This is a genomic window from Kitasatospora sp. NPDC059160 (assembly GCF_042755465.1).
Taxonomy (GTDB): Bacteria; Actinomycetota; Actinomycetes; order Streptomycetales; family Streptomycetaceae; genus Kitasatospora.
This window is the reverse complement of sequence record NZ_JBHZCN010000004.1, coordinates 78325-96082: the sequence shown is the minus strand read 5'-3', so window position 1 is coordinate 96082 and position 17758 is coordinate 78325. Positions and strand designations below refer to the sequence as shown.

Genomic DNA, 17758 nt, shown 5'->3' with positions numbered 1-17758 from the left:
CGGCTCGGGTGCTCAGCGGGTCAGAAGGCCGCGTTCTCCTGGTACGTCCCCCACTCCTGCCGCAGCGCGTTGCAGATCTCACCCAGGGTCGCCTCGGCGCGCACCGCGTCCAGCATCGGCGGGATCATCGACTCGCCCGAGCGGGCCGCCGCCAGCATGGCGTCCAGCCCGGCCCGCACCGCCGCCTCGTCCCGGGCCGCCTTGCGCTCGCCCAGCACCCGCACCTGCTCGCGCTCGACCTCGTGGCTGACCCGCAGGATCTCCAGGTCGGGGGTGACGCTGCGCGGGTGGCAGTTGACGCCGACCACGCGCTTGTCCCCCTTCTCCACCGACTGCTGGTACTGGAAGGCCGCCTCGGCGATCTCGCCGGTGAACCAGCCCTCCTCGATGCCGCGCAGGATGCCGGAGGTGATCGGGCCGATCTCGTGGTCCTCCCGGCCCTTGTCCAGGATCCGCCGGAAGATCGCCTCGGCCTGCTGCTCGATCCGGTCGGTCAGCGCCTCGACGTACCAGGAACCGCCCAGCGGGTCGGCCACGTTGGTGACGCCGGTCTCCTCCATCAGCACCTGCTGGGTGCGCAGCGCGATCTCGGCGGCCTGCTCGGAGGGCAGCGCCAGGGTCTCGTCCAGCGCGTTGGTGTGCAGCGAGTTGGTGCCGCCGAGCACCGCGGAGAGCGCCTCGACCGCGGTGCGCACCACGTTGTTGTACGGCTGCTGCGCGGTGAGCGAGACGCCGGCGGTCTGGGTGTGGAAGCGCAGCCACTGCGCCTTGTCGGTCTTCGCGCCGAAGCGGTCGCGCATCCAGCGGGCCCAGATCCGGCGCGCGGCGCGGAACTTGGCGATCTCCTCGAAGAAGTCCAGGTGGGCGTCGAAGAAGAAGGACAGGCCGGGCGCGAAGACGTCCACGTCCAGGCCGCGGGACAGGCCCAGTTCGACGTAGGCGAAGCCGTCCGCGAGGGTGTACGCCAGCTCCTGCGCGGCCGTCGCCCCGGCCTCGCGGATGTGGTAGCCCGAGACGGAGAGCGGCTTGTACGCCGGGATGCCCCGGGCGCAGTGCTCCATCAGGTCGCCGATCAGGCGCAGGTGCGGCTCGGGGGCGAACAGCCACTCCTTCTGGGCGATGTACTCCTTGAAGATGTCGGTCTGCAGGGTGCCGTTGAGCACCGCCGGGTCCACGCCCTGGCGCTCGGCGGCGACCAGGTACATGCAGAAGATCGGGACGGCCGGGCCGCTGATCGTCATCGAGGTGGTGACCTCGCCGAGCGGGATGCCGGCGAACAGCACCTCCATGTCGGCGGCCGTGTCGATGGCGACGCCGCAGTGGCCGACCTCGCCGAGCGACTTGGGGTCGTCCGAGTCGTACCCCATCAGGGTGGGCATGTCGAAGGCGACCGAGAGGCCGCCGCCGCCCGCGTCCAGGATCATCCGGTAGCGCTCGTTGGTCTGCTGGGCGTTGCCGAAGCCGGCGAACTGCCGGATGGTCCAGGTGCGGCCGCGGTAGCCGGTGGGGTGCAGGCCGCGGGTGAACGGGTACTCACCGGGCCAGCCGATCCGCTCGAAGCCCTCGACGGGCTGCCCGGGCGCCGGGCCGTAGACCGGCTCGACCTCGTCGCCGGAGAGGGTGGTGAAGTCCGCGTCGCGCTTGCGGGCCTTGTCGTACCGCTGCTGCCAGCGCTGCCGTCCGCGCTCGATCTCCTCGGCGTCCATGGGCCGAACTCCGCTCCGTACGGCCGCCACGGCACCGGGCGGCACAGCTATTAGGACGTCCTACTAATTTACTCGGACGTCCTAGTACTTGTCGATGGAGCCCCGCCCGCGGAAACGGCAGCGGCCGGGAACGACCCGGCCCGGTCGGACCCGGATGCGCCGAGGGCGCCCCTCCCCCGCTCGGGGAAGGGGCGCCCTCGTGGCGCGTGCTCGTGGCGCGTGCTCGTGGCGCGGGCGGCTCAGACGCCGGCCGGCTGACGGGCGCCGCCCGCCGGCAGCTGCTCGGCGGCCTCGCGGGCCACCCGGCGCTCGAAGACGAAGGAGAGGAACGGGATGCAGCCCGCCGCCAGGGTCAGCACCAGGCGGCCGAGCGGCCACTTGAGCTTCTGCCCGAGTAGGAAGGTCACCACGAAGTACCCGATGTACAGGTAGCCGTGCAGCATCGCGACGTAGGTGGTCAGGTCCTCGGCGGTGCTGAACCCGTACTTCGCGACCATGAAGCCGCAGAACACCAGGAGTGCCACACCGGTCGCAATGGCCAGGCCGCGGTACCAGCCCAGCAGGGGGGTCGCCTTCATACTCTTCCTCGCCTCGCTCGGCTTTTTCGGCCGGTACGCCCGGATCCGCGCACCGCTCCCACGAGGGTAGCCGCCCTCACGGCCGCCCTTCCGCAGCCCCCTCGTCCGGCTCGGCGAAGTCGCCCGCCGCGATCCGCAGCGGCTTGAGCAGTTCGAAGACCTGCCGGCACTGCTCGGGACCGTACTCCTCCAGCCCGAACTCCATCGACATCAGCTCCCGGGTGGCCTCCTCGACCACCTCGCGGCCGCGCCCGGTGATCGCGGCGAGCACCCCGCGGCCGTCCAGCGGGTTGGGGCGGCGGGCGACCAGGCCGGCCCGCTCCAGGCGGTCGACGGTGTTGGTGACGCTGGTCGGGTGGACCATCAGCCGCTCGCCGATCTTGGAGAGCGAGAGCTCGCCGGTCCGGCTGAAGGTCAGCAGCACCAGCGCCTCGTACCGGGCGAAGGTCAGTCCGTACGGCTTGAGCACCGCGTCGACCCGGGACAGCAGGATCTGGTGGGCGCGCATGATCGAGGTGATCGCCGCCATCGAGGGCACGGTGCCCCAGCGGCGGGCCCACAGTTCGTCGGCGCGGGCGATCGGGTCGAAGTCGAGTGCGAGGGGCTTGGCCACCTCCTTACCGTACCGGCGGACGGGACGTGTGCTACCAGCCGTCCTGATGGTGGACAAGCGCGACGCGTGGCGGGATCCCGCCAATCGGACGGCCAGGTCCATACCTGGACATTGCGTCGGTGTGAACTGCGGGCAACGGCCGCCCGGCACAACGGGGTTGACCATCGAACGCCCGAACGCCCCGCTAGCAGGCCTCGGTTCGGACCGGAACCCGCTGAAAGTCGGGGCGGAACGCCCCCTTTGTCCGCCCGTTCACATTCCCTCGTCTTGGCGGGACTTGGCCAATTCATGAGGAAGACCTGTCATTTGATTTGCTCGATTGTCATGCTTTCCGCCAACCCCGTTCGACCGCCACCACCCCCACCCAACCGGTGGCAGCCGCACGACCGTTCGGGGTCCTCGCACGTCAGCGCCCGTCCCGCCCCGAAGGTGCCGAACCCGGCCCCCCGGGACGCGGCGCGACCGCGCCCACACGCGGTTTCCCGGAAGGACTCGTCCGTGAAGCGAAAGCTCGCCGCAGTCGCCGTACTCTCCGCCACCGCTCTGCTCACCGGTGTCGTCCAGGCCGGCGCGGCCCAGGCCGACCCCGCCCCGCAGGCCGGCAGCTCCCAGCAGCTCGCCGCCCTGCTCGCCCAGGCGAACGGCCAGTCCGGCAAGGTCGCCCACGCCCTGGCCCTCGGCGGCCAGGAGCAGCTGGTGGCCAAGGACGTCGTGGTGGACGCCGACGGCACCCGCCACCTCCGCTACGAGCGCACCCTCGCCGGGCTCCCCGTCCTCGGCGGCGACCTGGTCGTGCACCAGAAGGCGGACGGCACCACCACCGCCGTGGACAAGGCCGTCGGCGCCAAGCTCGCGCTGCCCAGCCTCACCCCGCAGATCCCCGCGGACAAGGCGGCCGCCCAGGCCACCGGCGCCGTGCAGTCCACCGTCGGCATCACCGTCGACGAGGACGAGGCGCCGCTGACGGCGGTGCACCAGACCGGCAAGGCCGAGCTGGTGGTCTGGGCCACCGACGGCAGCCCGCGCCTGGCGTACCGCACCACGGTCGAGGGCGAGCGCGCCGACGGCACCCCGAGCCGCCAGCTGCTGGTCACCGACGCGGCGAGCGGCCAGGTGCTGTCCACCCACGAGGAGGTGCAGACCGCCGCCGGCACCGGCAAGGGCGTCTTCGTCGGCACCGTCCCGCTGACCACCACCCAGAGCGGCAGCTCCTACCAGCTCAAGGACGCCACCCGCGGCGGCCAGGCGACCTACACCCTCAAGGGCAAGACCTCCGGCTCCGGCACCCTGGTCGCCAACACCACCAACAGCTTCGGCAACGGCCTGGCCTCCAACGCGGAGTCCGCCGCCGTGGACGCCCAGTACGGCGCCGCGGTCACCTGGGACTTCTACAAGAACACCTTCGGCCGCAACGGCATCAAGAACAACGGCGTCGGCGCCGCCAGCCGGGTCCACTACGGCTCCAACTACGTGAACGCGTTCTGGGACGACTCCTGCTTCTGCATGACGTACGGCGACGGCTCGGGCAACACCCACCCGCTCACCGCGCTGGACGTGGCCGGCCACGAGATGAGCCACGGCGTCACCTCCGCCACCGCCGGCCTCAACTACTCCGGTGAGTCCGGCGGCCTCAACGAGGCCACCTCGGACATCTTCGGCACCATGGTCGAGTGGTACGCCAACCTGCCCTCCGACAAGCCGGACTACCTCATCGGCGAGCAGATCAACATCAACGGTGACGGCAAGCCGCTGCGCTACATGGACCAGCCGTCCAAGGACGGCGCCTCGGCGGACTACTGGTCCTCCACGGTCGGCAACAAGGACGTCCACTACTCCTCGGGCGTCGCCAACCACTTCTTCTACCTGCTGTCCGAGGGCAGCGGCGCCAAGACCATCAACGGCGTCAACTACAACAGCCCGACGTACAACGGCTCCAGCCTCTCCGGCATCGGCCGGGACAAGGCGGCGAAGATCTGGTACCGCGCGCTGACCACCTACTTCACCTCCACCACCAACTACGCGGCGGCCCGCACCGGCACCCTCAAGGCCGCGGCGGACCTGTACGGCGCCACCAGCGCCGAGTACAGCGCCGTCGCCGCGACCTGGACCGCCGTCAACGTGAAGTGACGCCCGGCGGAAGGTGAGCTGGACGCCCGGGGCCCCGTTGGAGGGCAGGCCCCGGGCGTCCGTCCATGTCCGCCGCCGGCCCGCCGCGCCCCCTCGCCGCCGGCCCGCCGCGCCCCGCGGCGCGTCAAGCGGTCCCGGTTGGCGGAGTCCCGCCAGCCGGGACGAACCGACGATTCCGGACAGTGGACGGCAACCGAACCATCCGCACCGCCCCTGGCGACTCCTGGCCAATCCCGGGAGGCGCCCTGTCCTTTCCTGCCACGGATTGTCATGCTTATGACCAAGCTCCCGCCCGACGATCCGTCGCCCCCACCCGACCGACGGACCGTCAGCGGCCGCACGGGAGCAGCACGTTCGCGCCCTACCGCCCCAACGGCGCCACCCCCGGCGCCCCGGTACGCGGCGCACCCGCACGCACGCGCGGGTCCCGTGGAAGGAACTGCCCCACGTGAAGCGAAAGTTGACCCTCCCGGCGGTGCTCTCCGCCACCGCACTGCTGGCCGGCGTCGTCCAGATCGCCGCCCTCCCCGCCGCCCAGGCCGCCGACCTGTCGCAGTCCGCGCCGCTCGCGATCGCCGCCGGCCAGAGCGCCCCGCTCGCCGGCGCGCTCGCCCTGGGCGCCCAGGAGCGGCTGGTCGCCAAGGACGCCGTGGTGGACGCCGACGGCACCCGCCACCTCCGCTACGAGCGCACCTACGCCGGCCTGCCGGTGCTGGGCGGCGACCTGGTCGTCCACCAGCGCCCGAACGGCTCGGTGGCCTCGGTGGACCGCGCCTTCGACGGCCGGATCGCCCTGCCGAACGGCCTGGCCCCCGGCCTGTCCGCCGACCAGGCCGCCGCACGGGCCACCGACGCGGTGCGGGCGACCGTCGGCCTGGCCGCCGACGACGACGAGGCCGCGCTCAGCCGGGTGGACGGCACCGACCGGACGGACCTGGTGGTCTGGGCCGCCGACGGCAACCCGCGGCTGGCCCACCGCACGGTGGTGCGCGGCGAGCGCGCCGACGGCACCCCGAGCAGCCAGCAGGTGGTCACCGACGCGGCCACCGGCGACCTGCTCTCCACCCACGAGGAGGTCCAGACCGCGGCCGGCAGCGGCAAGGGCGTCCACGTCGGCACCGTCCCGCTGACCACCACCCAGAGCGGCTCGACCTACTCGCTCAAGGACGCCACCCGGGGCAACCAGTCGACCACCGACCTCAAGGGCGGCACCTCGGGCAACGGCTCGCTGTTCACCGCCACCAGCAACACTTGGGGCAACGGCCTCACCTCCAACCGCCAGTCGGCCGCCGTGGACGCCCAGTTCGGCGCCTCGGCCACCTGGGACTTCTACAAGAAGACCTTCGGCCGCAACGGCATCAAGAACAACGGCGTGGGCGCCCTCAGCCGGGTGCACTACGGCTCGAACTACGTCAACGCGTTCTGGAACGACTCCTGCTTCTGCATGACCTACGGCGACGGCAACGGCAACACCAACCCGCTCACCGCGATCGACGTCTCCGGCCACGAGATGACCCACGGCGTCACCTCCGCCACCGCGGGCCTCAACTACTCCGGCGAGTCCGGCGGCCTCAACGAGGCCACCTCGGACATCTTCGGCACCATGGTCGAGTGGTACGCCAACCTGCCGGCGAACCCGCCGAACTACTGGATCGGCGAGAAGATCAACATCTTCGGCAACGGCAAGCCGCTGCGCTACATGGACAAGCCCTCGCTGGACGGCAAGTCCGCGGACTCCTGGTACTCCGGCGTCGGCAACCTGGACGTCCACTACTCGTCCGGCATCGCCAACCACTTCTTCTACCTGCTCTCCGAGGGCAGCGGCGCCAAGAGCATCAACGGCTACAACTACAACAGCCCGACCTCCAACGGCTCGAAGGTCACCGGCATCGGCCGGGACAAGGCGGCCGCGATCTGGTACCGCTCGCTGACCGTGTACTTCACCTCCACCACCAACTACAAGGCCGCCCGCACCGCGAGCCTCAAGGCCGCGGCCGACCTCTACGGCGCCAACGGCGCCGAGTACAAGGCGGTGGCGGCGGCCTGGAGCGGGGTCAACGTCAACTGACCGCGCCCCGTACGAGCCATCCCCGGTAAGAAACGGCGACAGGCTGCCGCGGCCCTTTGGGAGAGGAGGCCGTGGCAGCCTGTCGGCCGTCCACCCGGAGCGGGATCAGGCGGTGGCGGGCTCCAGCTCGCCGCGCTCCTCGCGGCCGAGCATCCGCTCGGCGAAGAAGCCGCCGAAGGGCAGCACCGAGAGCACGAAGAGCAGGGCGCCGCGCTTGACGTCCCACTTCTGCGCCTGCCAGGCCTGGATCCAGAAGACCACGTACAGGACGAACAGGACCCCGTGGACCATGCCCATCACCGGCACGGCGTCGAAGGACGTGGTCCGCTTCAGCACCGAGCAGATCAGCAGCAGGACGAAGGAGATCGCCTCGGGGGCGGAGACCAGGCGCAGGCGGTGGACGGCGCTGCTGTTCACGTTGGATACCTCAATACGGGGGTCGGAGGCGTGGGCACGCTTGTGAAGCGACTCACAAGCCTTCCGGCCATTATCACCGAGCACACGTACGGGCCCCGGGCCGGGGGTGGCCACCGTGCCGGATGTCACAGCCGCGCGCCAGAACCCCGCCGGCCGCAGCAGGGCGTCCCCCGTACCCCCTATCCTGCTGCCCGCGCGCCCAACGGAACCGGGCGCCACCGGCATCGCACCACGGGGGTAGCACCACATGTTCAAGCGTGACTGGGACCGCAGGACCTGCGCCAAGCGCGGCCACATCACCTACGCGCCGACCGAGCCCGAGCTGGCCGCCCGGCTGCACACCGCCACCGCCGTCGGCGACGCCTGGCGCTGCCTGCGCTGCGGCGACTTCGCGCTCGGCGCCCCGCACGGCTCCGGCCCGGCGGCGGACGCCCCGCTGGTGCCCCGCGGCAAGGCGCTGCGGGACCTCTTCATCCTGCGCTTCCTGGCCGTCGAGCGGGTGCTGCGCGGCGTGATCATCATCCTGATGGCCTGGGGCGTCTGGAAGTTCTCCAACAGCCAGGAGGCCGTGCAGCGGATCTTCGAGGACGACCTCACGATCTTCAAGCCGGTCACCGACCACTTCCACTGGGACCTCGACCACGCCCCGATCGTCGAGACCATCCGCAAGACCTTCGGCTACCAGAAGAAGACCCTGCTGGTCGTCGCGGGCGCGATGATCGCCTACGCGCTGATCGAGATCGTCGAGGCGGTCGGCCTCTGGCTGGGCCGGCGCTGGGCCGAGTACCTGACCGTGGTCGCCACCGCCGCCTTCCTCCCGCTGGAGGGCTACGAGCTGCACGAGCACGTCAGCGCCGTGAAGGTCTGCACCCTGCTGCTGAACATCGCCGCGGTGCTCTGGATCATGCTCTCCAAGCGGCTGTTCGGCCTGCGCGGCGGCGTGGTGGCCTTCGAGGCGGAGCGCCACTCGGCCTCGCTGCTGGAGGTCGAGGAGGCCGCCGGGACCGTCCCGCACCCGGGCCACGGCCACGGGGCGCACGCACGCTCCTGACGCGAACGATTGTCCCGAGTCCGTACCGGTCCGCCCCGGCCCTCTCGCCCGGCCGCCCCCGCGGCGGCTAGATTGCGGCCGTGGCACAGTTCAGACTCCAGGGATCAAGGGTCCTCGCCGTCGAGTTGGGCGGGGACGCCGTCAAGGCCCGGCACGGCTCGATGGTCGCGTACACCGGCCAGATGACCTTCAAGAAACTGACCGGCGGCGGGGACGGGCTGCGCGGCATGGTCGCCCGCAGACTCACCGGCGAGCGGATGACGGTCATGGAGGTGAAGGGGCAGGGCACCTGCTACTTCGCCGACCGGGCCACCGAGATCAACCTGGTCCGCCTCGACGGCGAGACGCTCTACGTCGAGGCGGACAACCTGCTCTGCACCGAGGCCGGGCTGCACACCGGCACCAGCTTCACCGGGCTGAACGGCGTCTCCTCGGGCAACGGCCTCTTCACCACCAAGGTGGAGGGGCGCGGCTGGGCGGCCGTCACCTCCAACGGGCCGGCCGTCATCCTGCGGGTCGGCAAGGACATGCCGCTGCGGGTCGACCCGGGCGCGTACGTCGCGCACACCGGCAACCTGCACCGCAGCGTGAAGTCGGGCGCGGGCTGGACCACGGTGATCGGCGAGGGCGGCGGCGAGGCCGTGCAGGTCGAGTTCACCGGCGAGGGCCTGGTGTACGTCCAGCCCTCGGAGAAGGTCACCCTCGGGGGTGACGTCTGATGGGCTTCACCCGGATCAACGGCAAGATGGTCGAGGCCCAGGTGGTGCCCGGCCAGCGGCTGTTCAGCCAGCGCGGGGCGATGCTCGGGTACACCGGGGACGTCCGCTTCACCCCGAACATCACCGGCGGCCAGGGCGGGGTGATGTCGATGATCGGCCGGCGGGTCGCCAACGAGGACACCCCGCTGATGACGGTCGAGGGCCACGGCCGGGTGATGTTCGGCCACGGCGGCCACCACGTGCACGTGATCGACCTGGTCGGCGACACCCTGTTCGTCGAGGCGGACCGGCTGCTCGCCTTCGAGGGCACCCTGCGCCAGTCCACCGTCTTCCTCGGCTCGCAGGGCGGGGTGATGGGCATGGTCCGCGGCCAGGTCAGCGGGCAGGGCCTGTTCACCACCCGGCTGGAGGGCCACGGCTCGGTCGCGGTGATGGCCCACGGCGGCGTCTTCGAACTGCCGATCACCCCCGGCCAGTCGGTGCACGTCGACCCCCAGGCGTACGTGGCGCACCGCGGCGAGGTGCGCAACAAGCTGTCCACGGCGATCGGCTGGCGCGAGATGATCGGCCGCGGCTCGGGCGAGGCGTTCCAGCTGGAGCTGTCCGGGCAGGGCACGGCGTACGTCCAGGCGAGCGAGGAGAAGCTCTGATGTCCCACCCGCCGCAGCCTCCGCAGCCGCCGTACGGGGGAGGCTCCCCGCACGACCAGCCGACCCAGCCGGGTTTCACGGTGCCGCCGGACTACGGCCGCGCCGCCGGGTACCCGCCGCCCCCGCCCCCGTCCTACCAGCCGCAGGCCCAGCCGCAGCAGCCCCAGCAGTCCTACGCCCAGGAGCAGTTCGGCGGCGCGCAGGCCCCGCTGCCGACCGCCCACGGCGGCTCCGGCCCGGTGGTGTACGACGCGCACACCCTGCCGTCCAACGACAACGTCAACCCGTACGCCTTCGCGGTCGAGCTGAACGGCTCCTACTTCCTGCAGAAGGGCAAGATGGTCGCCTACTACGGCGACATCTCCTTCCGCGGCGTCGGCGCCGGGATGGTCGACCGGGTGCTCGGCCAGCACTTCAACTCGCCGCTGCACGCCTCGGACTGGGTGGTCGCCCAGGGCTCCGGCCGGCTGCTGCTGGCCGACCGGGCCTTCGACCTCAACTCCTACGACCTGGACGACGGCAACCTGACCGTCCGCTCCGGCAACCTGCTCGCCTTCGACCCGACGCTGCGGCTCAAGCAGTCGATCATCCCGGGTTTCCTGACCCTGATCGGCACCGGCCGCTTCGTCGCCGCCTCCAACGGGCCGGTGCACTTCGTGGAGCCGCCGGTCCGGGTGGACCCGCAGGCGCTGGTGGGCTGGGCGGACTGCCCGGCGCCGTGCCACCACTACGACCACGACTACCTGCACGGGGTGGTCGGCGGCCTGCGGCGGCTGACCGGCATCGGCGGCGCCTCCGGCGAGGAGCACCAGTTCGAGTTCATCGGGGCCGGGCAGGTGCTGGTGCAGTCCAGCGAGACGCTGCTGGCCGAGCGGTCGGTCGGCCGGGTGGACGCCGAGGCCGGGGTCCCGGTCGGCGGGGTGCCGAACCAGCCGGGCCACGCCGGCGACCACCCCAACACCCCCGGCCTCGGTAACCTGGGCGAACTCGGGCGGCGTTTCGGCCTGTAAACTCGTACAAGATTGAACTAAATCGGCTATGCTGGACCCCATGGATACGCACACGACCGACACTGCGGACACTCCTCCGTCGCAGCCCGAGGAGGAGACTCCCTGGCTGACCGCCAGGGAGCAGCGGATGTGGCGCGCCCATTTGGAGGTCGCCAAGCTGCTGGACTACCAGCTCAGCCGCGAGCTCCAGCCCCACAGCCTGGCGATCAACGACTACGAGATCCTGGTCGTGCTCTCCGAGGCCCCGGACCACCGGATGCGGATGACGGACCTCGCCACCGCCACCCTCCAGTCCAAGAGCCGGCTCTCCCACCAGATCACCCGGATGGAGAACGCCGGGCTGGTGCTGCGCCAGGAATGCCCCGGTGACCGCCGCGGCCTCTTCGCCCACCTCACCGAGCAGGGCTGGGAGACCATGCAGCGGGTCGCCCCCGACCACGTGCGCAGCGTCCGGGCCCACTTCATCGACCGCTTCACCCCGGAGCAGCTCGACGCCCTCTACGAGGCCCTGGCCCCGGTCGCCGACCACCTCCGCGGCCTCCGCGGCCGCTCGTAGCCGCTCCTGGCCGCACCGCGGACAGCGGCGGGGCCCCGGACCGCACCCGGTCCGGGGCCCCGCGCGCGACGCTCAGCCCGTGGTCAGGCCCGCGACCAGTTCGTCGGCCGCGCCGTACGGGTCCAGCTCGCCGTTGACCACCCGCTCGGCCAGGCCGACCAGGTGGCGGTCGCCGGAGAGGTCGCCGATCCGGGCGCGCAGCTCGGCCAGCGCGATCGCCTCGATCTCCTGGGCGGCCCGACGGCGGCGGCGCGCCGCCAGCTCACCGGTCTCCTCCAGCCAGGCGCGGTGCTTCTCCAGGGCCTCGACCACCTCGTCCACGCCCTCGCCGCGGGCCGCGACGGTCTTCACGATCGGCGGGCGCCAGTCCCCCGCCTCGCGGGCCTCGCCGAGGCCCAGCATGTGGTTGAGCTCCCGGGCGGTGGCGTCGGCGCCGTCCCGGTCGGCCTTGTTGACCACGAAGACGTCGCCGATCTCCAGGATGCCCGCCTTGGCGGCCTGGATGCCGTCGCCCATCCCGGGGGCCAGCAGCACCACGGCGGTGTCCGCCTGGGCGGCGACCTCGACCTCGGACTGGCCCACGCCGACGGTCTCCACCAGGATCACCTCGCAGCCCGCCGCGTCCAGCACCCGCAGCGCCTGCGGCGCCGCCCAGGACAGCCCGCCCAGGTGCCCGCGGGTGGCCATCGAGCGGATGAACACCTCGGGGTCGGTCGCGTGGTCCTGCATCCGGACCCGGTCGCCCAGCAGCGCCCCGCCGGAGAACGGCGAGGACGGGTCGACGGCGAGCACCCCGACCCGCTTGCCGAGCCGCCGGTAGGCGGAGACCAGCGCCGAGGTGGAGGTGGACTTGCCCACCCCGGGCGAGCCGGTCAGGCCCACCGTGTACGCCTGCCCGGTGTACGGCGCGAGCGCGGCCATCGCCTCCCGCAGCTGCGGGGCGGCGTTCTCGACCAGCGTGATCAGCCGGGCGACCGCCCGCGGCCGGCCCTCCCGGGCCTGCTCGACCAGCGTGGCGACATCGATCATCAGGAGCTCCTTGCGCGGATGCCGGCGGGTGGCGGCGGCGTACGGCGGCGAACGACGGCAGATGCCGAAGGGGCCGCGGACCACTTGTGGCGGTCCGCAGCCCCGGAGGTCGGAACAGATCAGGCCTTCGGCACGCGCACGATCAGCGCGTCGCCCTGGCCGCCGCCGCCGCACAGCGCGGCCGCGCCGACCCCGCCGCCGCGGCGCTGCAGCTCCAGCGCGAGGGTCAGCACCACGCGGGCACCGGACATCCCGATCGGGTGGCCGAGCGCGATCGCGCCGCCGTTGACGTTGACGATGTCGGCGGAGACGCCGAGGTCCTTCATCGACTGGTGGGCGACGGCCGCGAACGCCTCGTTGATCTCGATCAGGTCGAGGTCGGAGACCTCCAGGCCCTCCTTGCCCAGCGCGTGCCTGATCGCGTTGGACGGCTGCGACTGGAGCGAGTTGTCCGGGCCGGCCACGTTGCCGTGGGCGCCGATCTCGGCGATCCAGGTCAGGCCCAGCTCCTCGGCCTTGGCCTTGCTCATCACGACCACGGCGGCGGCGCCGTCGGAGATCTGCGAGGAGGTGCCGGCGGTGATCGTGCCGTCCTTGGTGAAGGCGGGGCGCAGCTTGGCCAGGCCCTCCACGGTGGTGTCGGCGCGGATGCCCTCGTCCTGGCTGAACAGCACCGGCTCGCCCCTGCGCTGCGGGATGGCGACCGGGACGATCTCGGCCTCGAAGACGCCGTCGGCCTGCGCCTTGGCGGCCCGCTGGTGGGAGGCGGCGGCGATCTCGTCCTGCACGTCGCGGGCGATGCCCAGGCGGGTGTTGTGCTTCTCGGTGGACTCGCCCATCGGGATGTTCTCGTAGGCGTCGGTCAGACCGTCGTACGCCATCGCGTCGAGCACCTCGACCGCGCCGTACTTGTAGCCCTCGCGGGACTTCGGCAGCAGGTGCGGGGCGTTGGTCATGGACTCCTGGCCGCCGGCCACCACGATGTCGAACTCGCCGGCCCGGATCAGCTGGTCGGCCAGGGCGATGGCGTCCAGGCCGGAGAGGCAGACCTTGTTGATGGTCAGCGCCGGGACGTTCATCGGGATGCCGGCCTTGACGGCCGCCTGGCGGGCCGGGATCTGACCGGCGCCGGCCTGCAGCACCTGGCCCATGATCACGTACTGGACCTGCTCACCCGTGATGCCGGCCCGCTCCAGCGCGCCCTTGATCGCGAAGCCGCCGAGGTCGGCACCGGAGAAGCCCTTGAGGGAACCGAGCAGGCGGCCCATCGGGGTCCGCGCACCGGCAACGATCACAGAGGTGGTGTTGGTCATGGGACGGGCCCCTTCGCACGTCGTGGCCAGGTGGTGAGGATGCGCTCAGGGTACTGACCCGTTTTCCGCCCGTCACCGGAGCGACGGTGTGATCGAGCGCACTGGCACCGTCCAGTCAACACCGTGTCAATGCGATCCGGGTGAACGTCCGGGTGATTCCCGGCGTGTGAGCAGGCTCGCACGTCCGGCACTGGCGCCGCCTCGGGGCCGTACGCTGCACTGGGTGCCACTGTCCGTCCACCGCCCCCTGGAGGCGCCGTGCTGACCCGCATCGACCACATCGGCATCGCCTGCCGAGACCTCGACAAGACGGTCGAGTTCTACCGCGCGACCTACGGCTTCGAGGTGTTCCACAGCGAGGTCAACGAGGAGCAGGGGGTCCGCGAGGCCATGCTCCGGATCAACGGCACGGACGACGGCGGCGCCTCGTACCTCCAGCTGCTGGAGCCCACCCGCCCGGACTCCACCGTCGCCAAGTGGCTGGAGAAGAACGGCGAGGGCGTGCACCACATCGCCTTCGGCACCGCCGACGTGGACGGCGACGCCGAGGCGATCCGCGACAAGGGCGTCCGGGTCCTGTACGACCAGCCGCGGATCGGCTCGATGGGCTCGCGGATCACCTTCCTGCACCCCAAGGACTGCGGCGGCGTGCTGACCGAGCTGGTCACCTCGGCCCAGCCGGGCGAGCACGAAGGGCACTGAAACGACCTCGGAACCGCTCCCGGTGCCGCCCGGGACCGGGCGGCACACCGGAATTCGGCACTAGCGACCCGTCAGTAACGTGGTCCGGCAGCCGGAAAACCCCCACGCGGCCATTCCCCCGCGGTGCGCGCCCACTACAATGCCCAGGTGCGCGAAGACTCCGGGGGACGGAGGCGACGGGCACGGCCGATGACAGGCCTGTCCGCCCTCCGGTGGCCGGCCCGTCGCAGGGGAGTCCAGTACGCGGGCACGGCTGAACAGTCGCAAGACGGATCTGTCACCATTCTCCACAGGCAAGAGTTCGCCCAGGAGTCCACCCGGACGGGGGAACGCGGCACGTCCGCGCTCCCGCGACCAGGACTCCGACGACCGCGGCGGACGGCTCCGGCTTGGCAGCGGGTCGTCCGGTGGGCGCGGATGCAAGGACCAGTCGGACCAGGACCCCGGACACGGGTGGCCGGGACCGGCCCGGTCGAGGACGCGACCAGGAGATGGATGGGACCGCGGAGTGCGGGGCAACGACCGCTACGAGGTTGACGATCACCTCTCCCAGTTCGAGGCCGAGATGGGTCGGACTCGGAAGGAGCGGGACAAAGCAGTCGAGCATGCCGAGGACCTCGCCTACCAGGTGGAGGTGCTCCGGGCCAAGCTGCACGAATCCCGGCGCATGCTCGCCCAGCCGCGCGCCTTCGACGCCGTCTCCGGCCAGGCCGAGCAGATGCTGCGGACCGCCGAGATGCAGGCCCAGCAGATGCGCGCCGACGCCGAGCGCCAGCTGCGCGACTCCCAGGCCGCCACCCAGCGGATCATGGCCGAGACCGCCGAGCGCACCGCCCGGCTGGAGGCCGAGCTCGCCGCACGCCGCCGCCAGCTGGAGGACGAGCTCACCGAGCTGCGCCGCTCCGCCGAGCAGCACGTCAACGGCTGGGCCGAGCAGACCCGGTCCGGCTCCGAGCAGGAGGCCCAGCGCCTCCTCCAGGACGCCCGCGCCGAGGCCGAGCGGATGGTCGCCGCGGCCCGCGCCGAGGCCGCCGCCCTCTCCGACCACGCCCGCGCCCAGACCGCCGCCGACGTGGACGCCGCCCGCGGCGAGGCCCAGGCCGCCGCCGAGGCCGCCCTCCAGAAGGCCCAGAACGACGCCGAGCGACTGCTGCGCGCCGCCTCCGAGCACGCCCAGCAGGCCGGTGCCCAGGCCGCCGCCGACGTGGACGCGGCCCGCGGCCAGGCCCAGCAGGAGCTGGCCGCCGCCCACGCCGCCGCCGAGCAGCAGCTGGCCGTCGCCCACACCGAGATCAGCCGGCTCAAGGAGCAGGCCGCCGCCGAGCAGGCCCGCGCCGAGCAGCAGCTGGGCGCCGCGAAGGCCGAGATAGAGCGGCTGCGCGACGCGGCGATCGCCGAGGCCGAGCGCGCCCGCCGGGAGGCCACCGAGCTGCGGGTCCAGGCCGAGCAGGCAGCCGAGCAGTTGCAGGCCGACGCCGAGGCCGCCGCCGAGCGCAAGGTCGCCGACGGTGAGGCCGCCACCGAGCAGCGCTCGCAGACCGCCCGGGCCGAGATCGCCCGGCTGGTCGCCAACGCCACCAAGGAGTCCGAGGCCATCCGGGCCGAGGCCGAGGCGATCCGCAGCAACGCCGCCACCCGGCAGGCCGAGGCGGACGCCGCCAAGGCCGCCGCCGCCGAGGAGAGCGAGCGGCTGCGGGCCACCGCCGAGTCGGTCGCCGCCCAGTTGAAGGCCGAGGCCGAGGCGGCGATCGCCGAGCTGCGCGCCCAGGCCGACCGGGACGTGGCGGAGCTGCGGGCCCAGGCCGAGGCCGACGCCCAGCGGCTGCGCGGCGAGGCCGAGGAGGCCGGCCGCGCGGCCGGCGCCAAGGACGCCACCGTGCACCTCGCCAAGGCCGCCAAGACCGCCGAGGAGGTGCTCGGCCGGGCCAACCAGGACGCCGAGACCGCCCGCAGCGAGGCCTCCGCCGAGGCCGAGCGGATCCGCGCCGAGGCGCACGCCGAGGCCCAGCGGCTGCGCGAGCAGGCCCAGGCCGCCGTCGAGCAGGCCCAGAACGCCGCCCTGGACGACGCCGCCGCGATCCGCGAGCGGATCGAGCAGATGCAGGACGAGGCCGCCCGGCTGCGCGCCGAGGCCGAGGAGCTGCGCGCCCAGGCCGCCGCCGAGGCCGACCGGGCCCGCAGCGAGGCCCGCCGCCAGGCCGTGCTGCAGATCGAGGAGTCGGCGAAGAACGCCGAGGAGCTGCTCACCAAGGCCAAGGCCGACGCGGACGAGCTGCGCGCCGGTGCCGCCGGGGAGATCGAGCGGCTGCGCACCCAGGCCCAGGAGCAGGCCGCCGAGACCCAGGGCCGGGCCGAGCAGACCCTGGCCCGGGCCCGGACCGAGGCCGAGAAGATCACCTCGGCCGCCGAGCAGCAGGGCCAGGACGCGGTGACCGCCGCCAAGGCCGCGGCCGCCGAGAACCGCGCCGCCACCGAGCGGGAGACCGCCGAACTCCGGCGCGGCGCAACCGAGTTCGACCAGCAGGTGCGCGCCGCGGCGACCGCCGCCGCAGAGGCCCTGGCCGCCGAGTCCCAGGCCGAGGCGAACGCCGTCCGGGACGCCGCGGTCGCCGACGCCGAGCGGGTGCGCACCGAGGCCGACACCGAGGCCGCCCGCACGAGGGCCGAGGCCGAGGCCACCGCGAACGCGCTGCGCGAGGAGAGCCGGCGCGAGTACGAGGAGGCCGCCGCCGGGCTGCAGCGCGAGCGCGAGGAGACCGCCGAGCAGCTGGCCGGTGCACGCACCGCCCGCGAGCAGGCCGAGCAGGGCGCCGCCGAGCTGACCGAGCGCACCGCCCGGGAGAGCACCGAGGTCCGCGCGGCCGCCGACCGGTACGCCGCCGAGCAGCGCGAGAGCGCCGACCACGAGACGGCCGAGCAGCGCGAGGAGGCGGAGCAGTACGCCGCCGAGCACCGTGCCGAGGCCGAGCGGGCCGCGGCCGAGCTGCGCGCCCTCGCCCAGCAGGAGACCACCCAGCAGCGCGAGAGTGCCGAGGCCTACGCCGACCGCGTCCGCACCGAAGCCGAACAGCACGCCACCGACCTGCGCACCGAGGCCGAGCAGTACGCCGCCGACCACCGCACCGAGGCGGAGCAGTACGCCGCCGAGCACCGTGCCGAGGCCGAGCGGGCCGCGGCCGAGCTGCGCGCCCTCGCCCAGCAGGAGACCACCCAGCAGCG

14 protein-coding genes and 1 pseudogene are annotated in these 17758 nt (G+C 72.7%); 9 read left to right on the top strand and 6 right to left on the bottom strand.

The genetic code is table 11. The features are described from left to right. Positions 1-20: 20 nt before the first annotated feature. The 3 genes from ACFXOZ_RS02840 to ACFXOZ_RS02830 form a co-directional block, all read right to left on the bottom strand. Positions 21-1706: a methylmalonyl-CoA mutase gene (locus ACFXOZ_RS02840; protein ID WP_375891490.1), complete on the bottom strand. Its 1686-nt coding sequence runs from the start codon at positions 1704-1706 to the stop codon at positions 21-23. Positions 1707-1945: 239 nt separating this feature from the next. After that, positions 1946-2284 carry a DUF3817 domain-containing protein gene (locus ACFXOZ_RS02835; RefSeq protein ID WP_375891489.1) on the bottom strand — a complete coding sequence of 113 codons (339 nt, stop codon included), beginning with the start codon at positions 2282-2284 and terminating at the stop codon, positions 1946-1948. A 76-nt stretch (positions 2285-2360) separates the two neighbouring features. Beyond that, on the bottom strand, positions 2361-2897 hold the full coding sequence (locus ACFXOZ_RS02830; RefSeq protein WP_375891488.1) for a MarR family winged helix-turn-helix transcriptional regulator: 537 nt from the start codon (positions 2895-2897) through the stop codon (positions 2361-2363). 498 nt (positions 2898-3395) lie between these two features. On the opposite strand from ACFXOZ_RS02830, the gene ACFXOZ_RS02825 reads away from it, so the two are divergent. Further along, entirely contained in the window at positions 3396-5024 is a 1629-nt protein-coding gene (locus ACFXOZ_RS02825; RefSeq protein WP_380586806.1) for a M4 family metallopeptidase, read from the top strand. A 448-nt stretch (positions 5025-5472) separates the two neighbouring features. Then, positions 5473-7092 carry a M4 family metallopeptidase gene (locus ACFXOZ_RS02820; RefSeq protein ID WP_380586803.1) on the top strand — a complete coding sequence of 540 codons (1620 nt, stop codon included), beginning with the start codon at positions 5473-5475 and terminating at the stop codon, positions 7090-7092. Positions 7093-7197: 105 nt separating this feature from the next. On the opposite strand, the gene ACFXOZ_RS02815 is transcribed toward ACFXOZ_RS02820, so the two are convergent. Further along, entirely contained in the window at positions 7198-7509 is a 312-nt protein-coding gene (locus tag ACFXOZ_RS02815) for a DUF3817 domain-containing protein (RefSeq protein WP_375891485.1), read from the bottom strand. 247 nt (positions 7510-7756) lie between these two features. On the opposite strand from ACFXOZ_RS02815, the gene ACFXOZ_RS02810 reads away from it, so the two are divergent. From ACFXOZ_RS02810 to ACFXOZ_RS02790, 5 genes are all read left to right on the top strand, one after another. Continuing rightward, on the top strand, positions 7757-8560 hold the full coding sequence (locus ACFXOZ_RS02810; RefSeq protein ID WP_380396790.1) for a DUF2127 domain-containing protein: 804 nt from the start codon (positions 7757-7759) through the stop codon (positions 8558-8560). 80 nt (positions 8561-8640) lie between these two features. Continuing rightward, on the top strand, positions 8641-9279 hold the full coding sequence (locus ACFXOZ_RS02805; protein ID WP_380586799.1) for an AIM24 family protein: 639 nt from the start codon (positions 8641-8643) through the stop codon (positions 9277-9279). Next, entirely contained in the window at positions 9279-9929 is a 651-nt protein-coding gene (locus tag ACFXOZ_RS02800) for an AIM24 family protein (RefSeq protein ID WP_380396786.1), read from the top strand. Before ACFXOZ_RS02805 ends, ACFXOZ_RS02800 begins: the two co-directional genes overlap by 1 nt. A gap of 209 nt (positions 9930-10138) precedes the next feature. Further along, on the top strand, positions 10139-10939 hold the full coding sequence (locus tag ACFXOZ_RS02795) for an AIM24 family protein (protein ID WP_375891555.1): 801 nt from the start codon (positions 10139-10141) through the stop codon (positions 10937-10939). 40 nt (positions 10940-10979) lie between these two features. Then, on the top strand, positions 10980-11495 hold the full coding sequence (locus ACFXOZ_RS02790) for a MarR family winged helix-turn-helix transcriptional regulator (protein WP_375891481.1): 516 nt from the start codon (positions 10980-10982) through the stop codon (positions 11493-11495). 72 nt (positions 11496-11567) lie between these two features. Here the strand turns inward: ACFXOZ_RS02790 and meaB are convergent, their stop codons facing one another. After that, entirely contained in the window at positions 11568-12524 is a 957-nt protein-coding gene (meaB, locus tag ACFXOZ_RS02785) for a methylmalonyl Co-A mutase-associated GTPase MeaB (RefSeq protein ID WP_380521986.1), read from the bottom strand. 119 nt (positions 12525-12643) lie between these two features. After that, positions 12644-13837, bottom strand: a complete 1194-nt coding sequence (locus tag ACFXOZ_RS02780) for an acetyl-CoA C-acetyltransferase (RefSeq protein WP_375892941.1) — start codon at positions 13835-13837, stop codon at positions 12644-12646. Positions 13838-14095: 258 nt separating this feature from the next. Here ACFXOZ_RS02780 and mce point away from each other — a divergent pair, with 258 nt between their 5' ends. After that, entirely contained in the window at positions 14096-14539 is a 444-nt protein-coding gene (gene mce / locus ACFXOZ_RS02775; RefSeq protein ID WP_375892942.1) for a methylmalonyl-CoA epimerase, read from the top strand. 565 nt (positions 14540-15104) lie between these two features. Continuing rightward, positions 15105-17758: pseudogene (locus tag ACFXOZ_RS02770) on the top strand (hypothetical protein); the annotation flags it as partial.

What these genes read in the sequence shown, in the direction of transcription:
- ACFXOZ_RS02835 (WP_375891489.1), bottom strand. Translation starts at nt 2,284, where the DNA reads ATGAAGGCGACCCCCCTGCTGGGCTGGTACCGCGGCCTGGCCATTGCG.
- ACFXOZ_RS02840 (WP_375891490.1), bottom strand. Translation starts at nt 1,706, where the DNA reads ATGGACGCCGAGGAGATCGAGCGCGGACGGCAGCGCTGGCAGCAGCGG.
- ACFXOZ_RS02790 (WP_375891481.1), top strand. Translation starts at nt 10,980, where the DNA reads ATGGATACGCACACGACCGACACTGCGGACACTCCTCCGTCGCAGCCC.
- meaB (WP_380521986.1), bottom strand. Translation starts at nt 12,524, where the DNA reads ATGATCGATGTCGCCACGCTGGTCGAGCAGGCCCGGGAGGGCCGGCCG.
- ACFXOZ_RS02810 (WP_380396790.1), top strand. Translation starts at nt 7,757, where the DNA reads ATGTTCAAGCGTGACTGGGACCGCAGGACCTGCGCCAAGCGCGGCCAC.
- ACFXOZ_RS02800 (WP_380396786.1), top strand. Translation starts at nt 9,279, where the DNA reads ATGGGCTTCACCCGGATCAACGGCAAGATGGTCGAGGCCCAGGTGGTG.
- ACFXOZ_RS02780 (WP_375892941.1), bottom strand. Translation starts at nt 13,837, where the DNA reads ATGACCAACACCACCTCTGTGATCGTTGCCGGTGCGCGGACCCCGATG.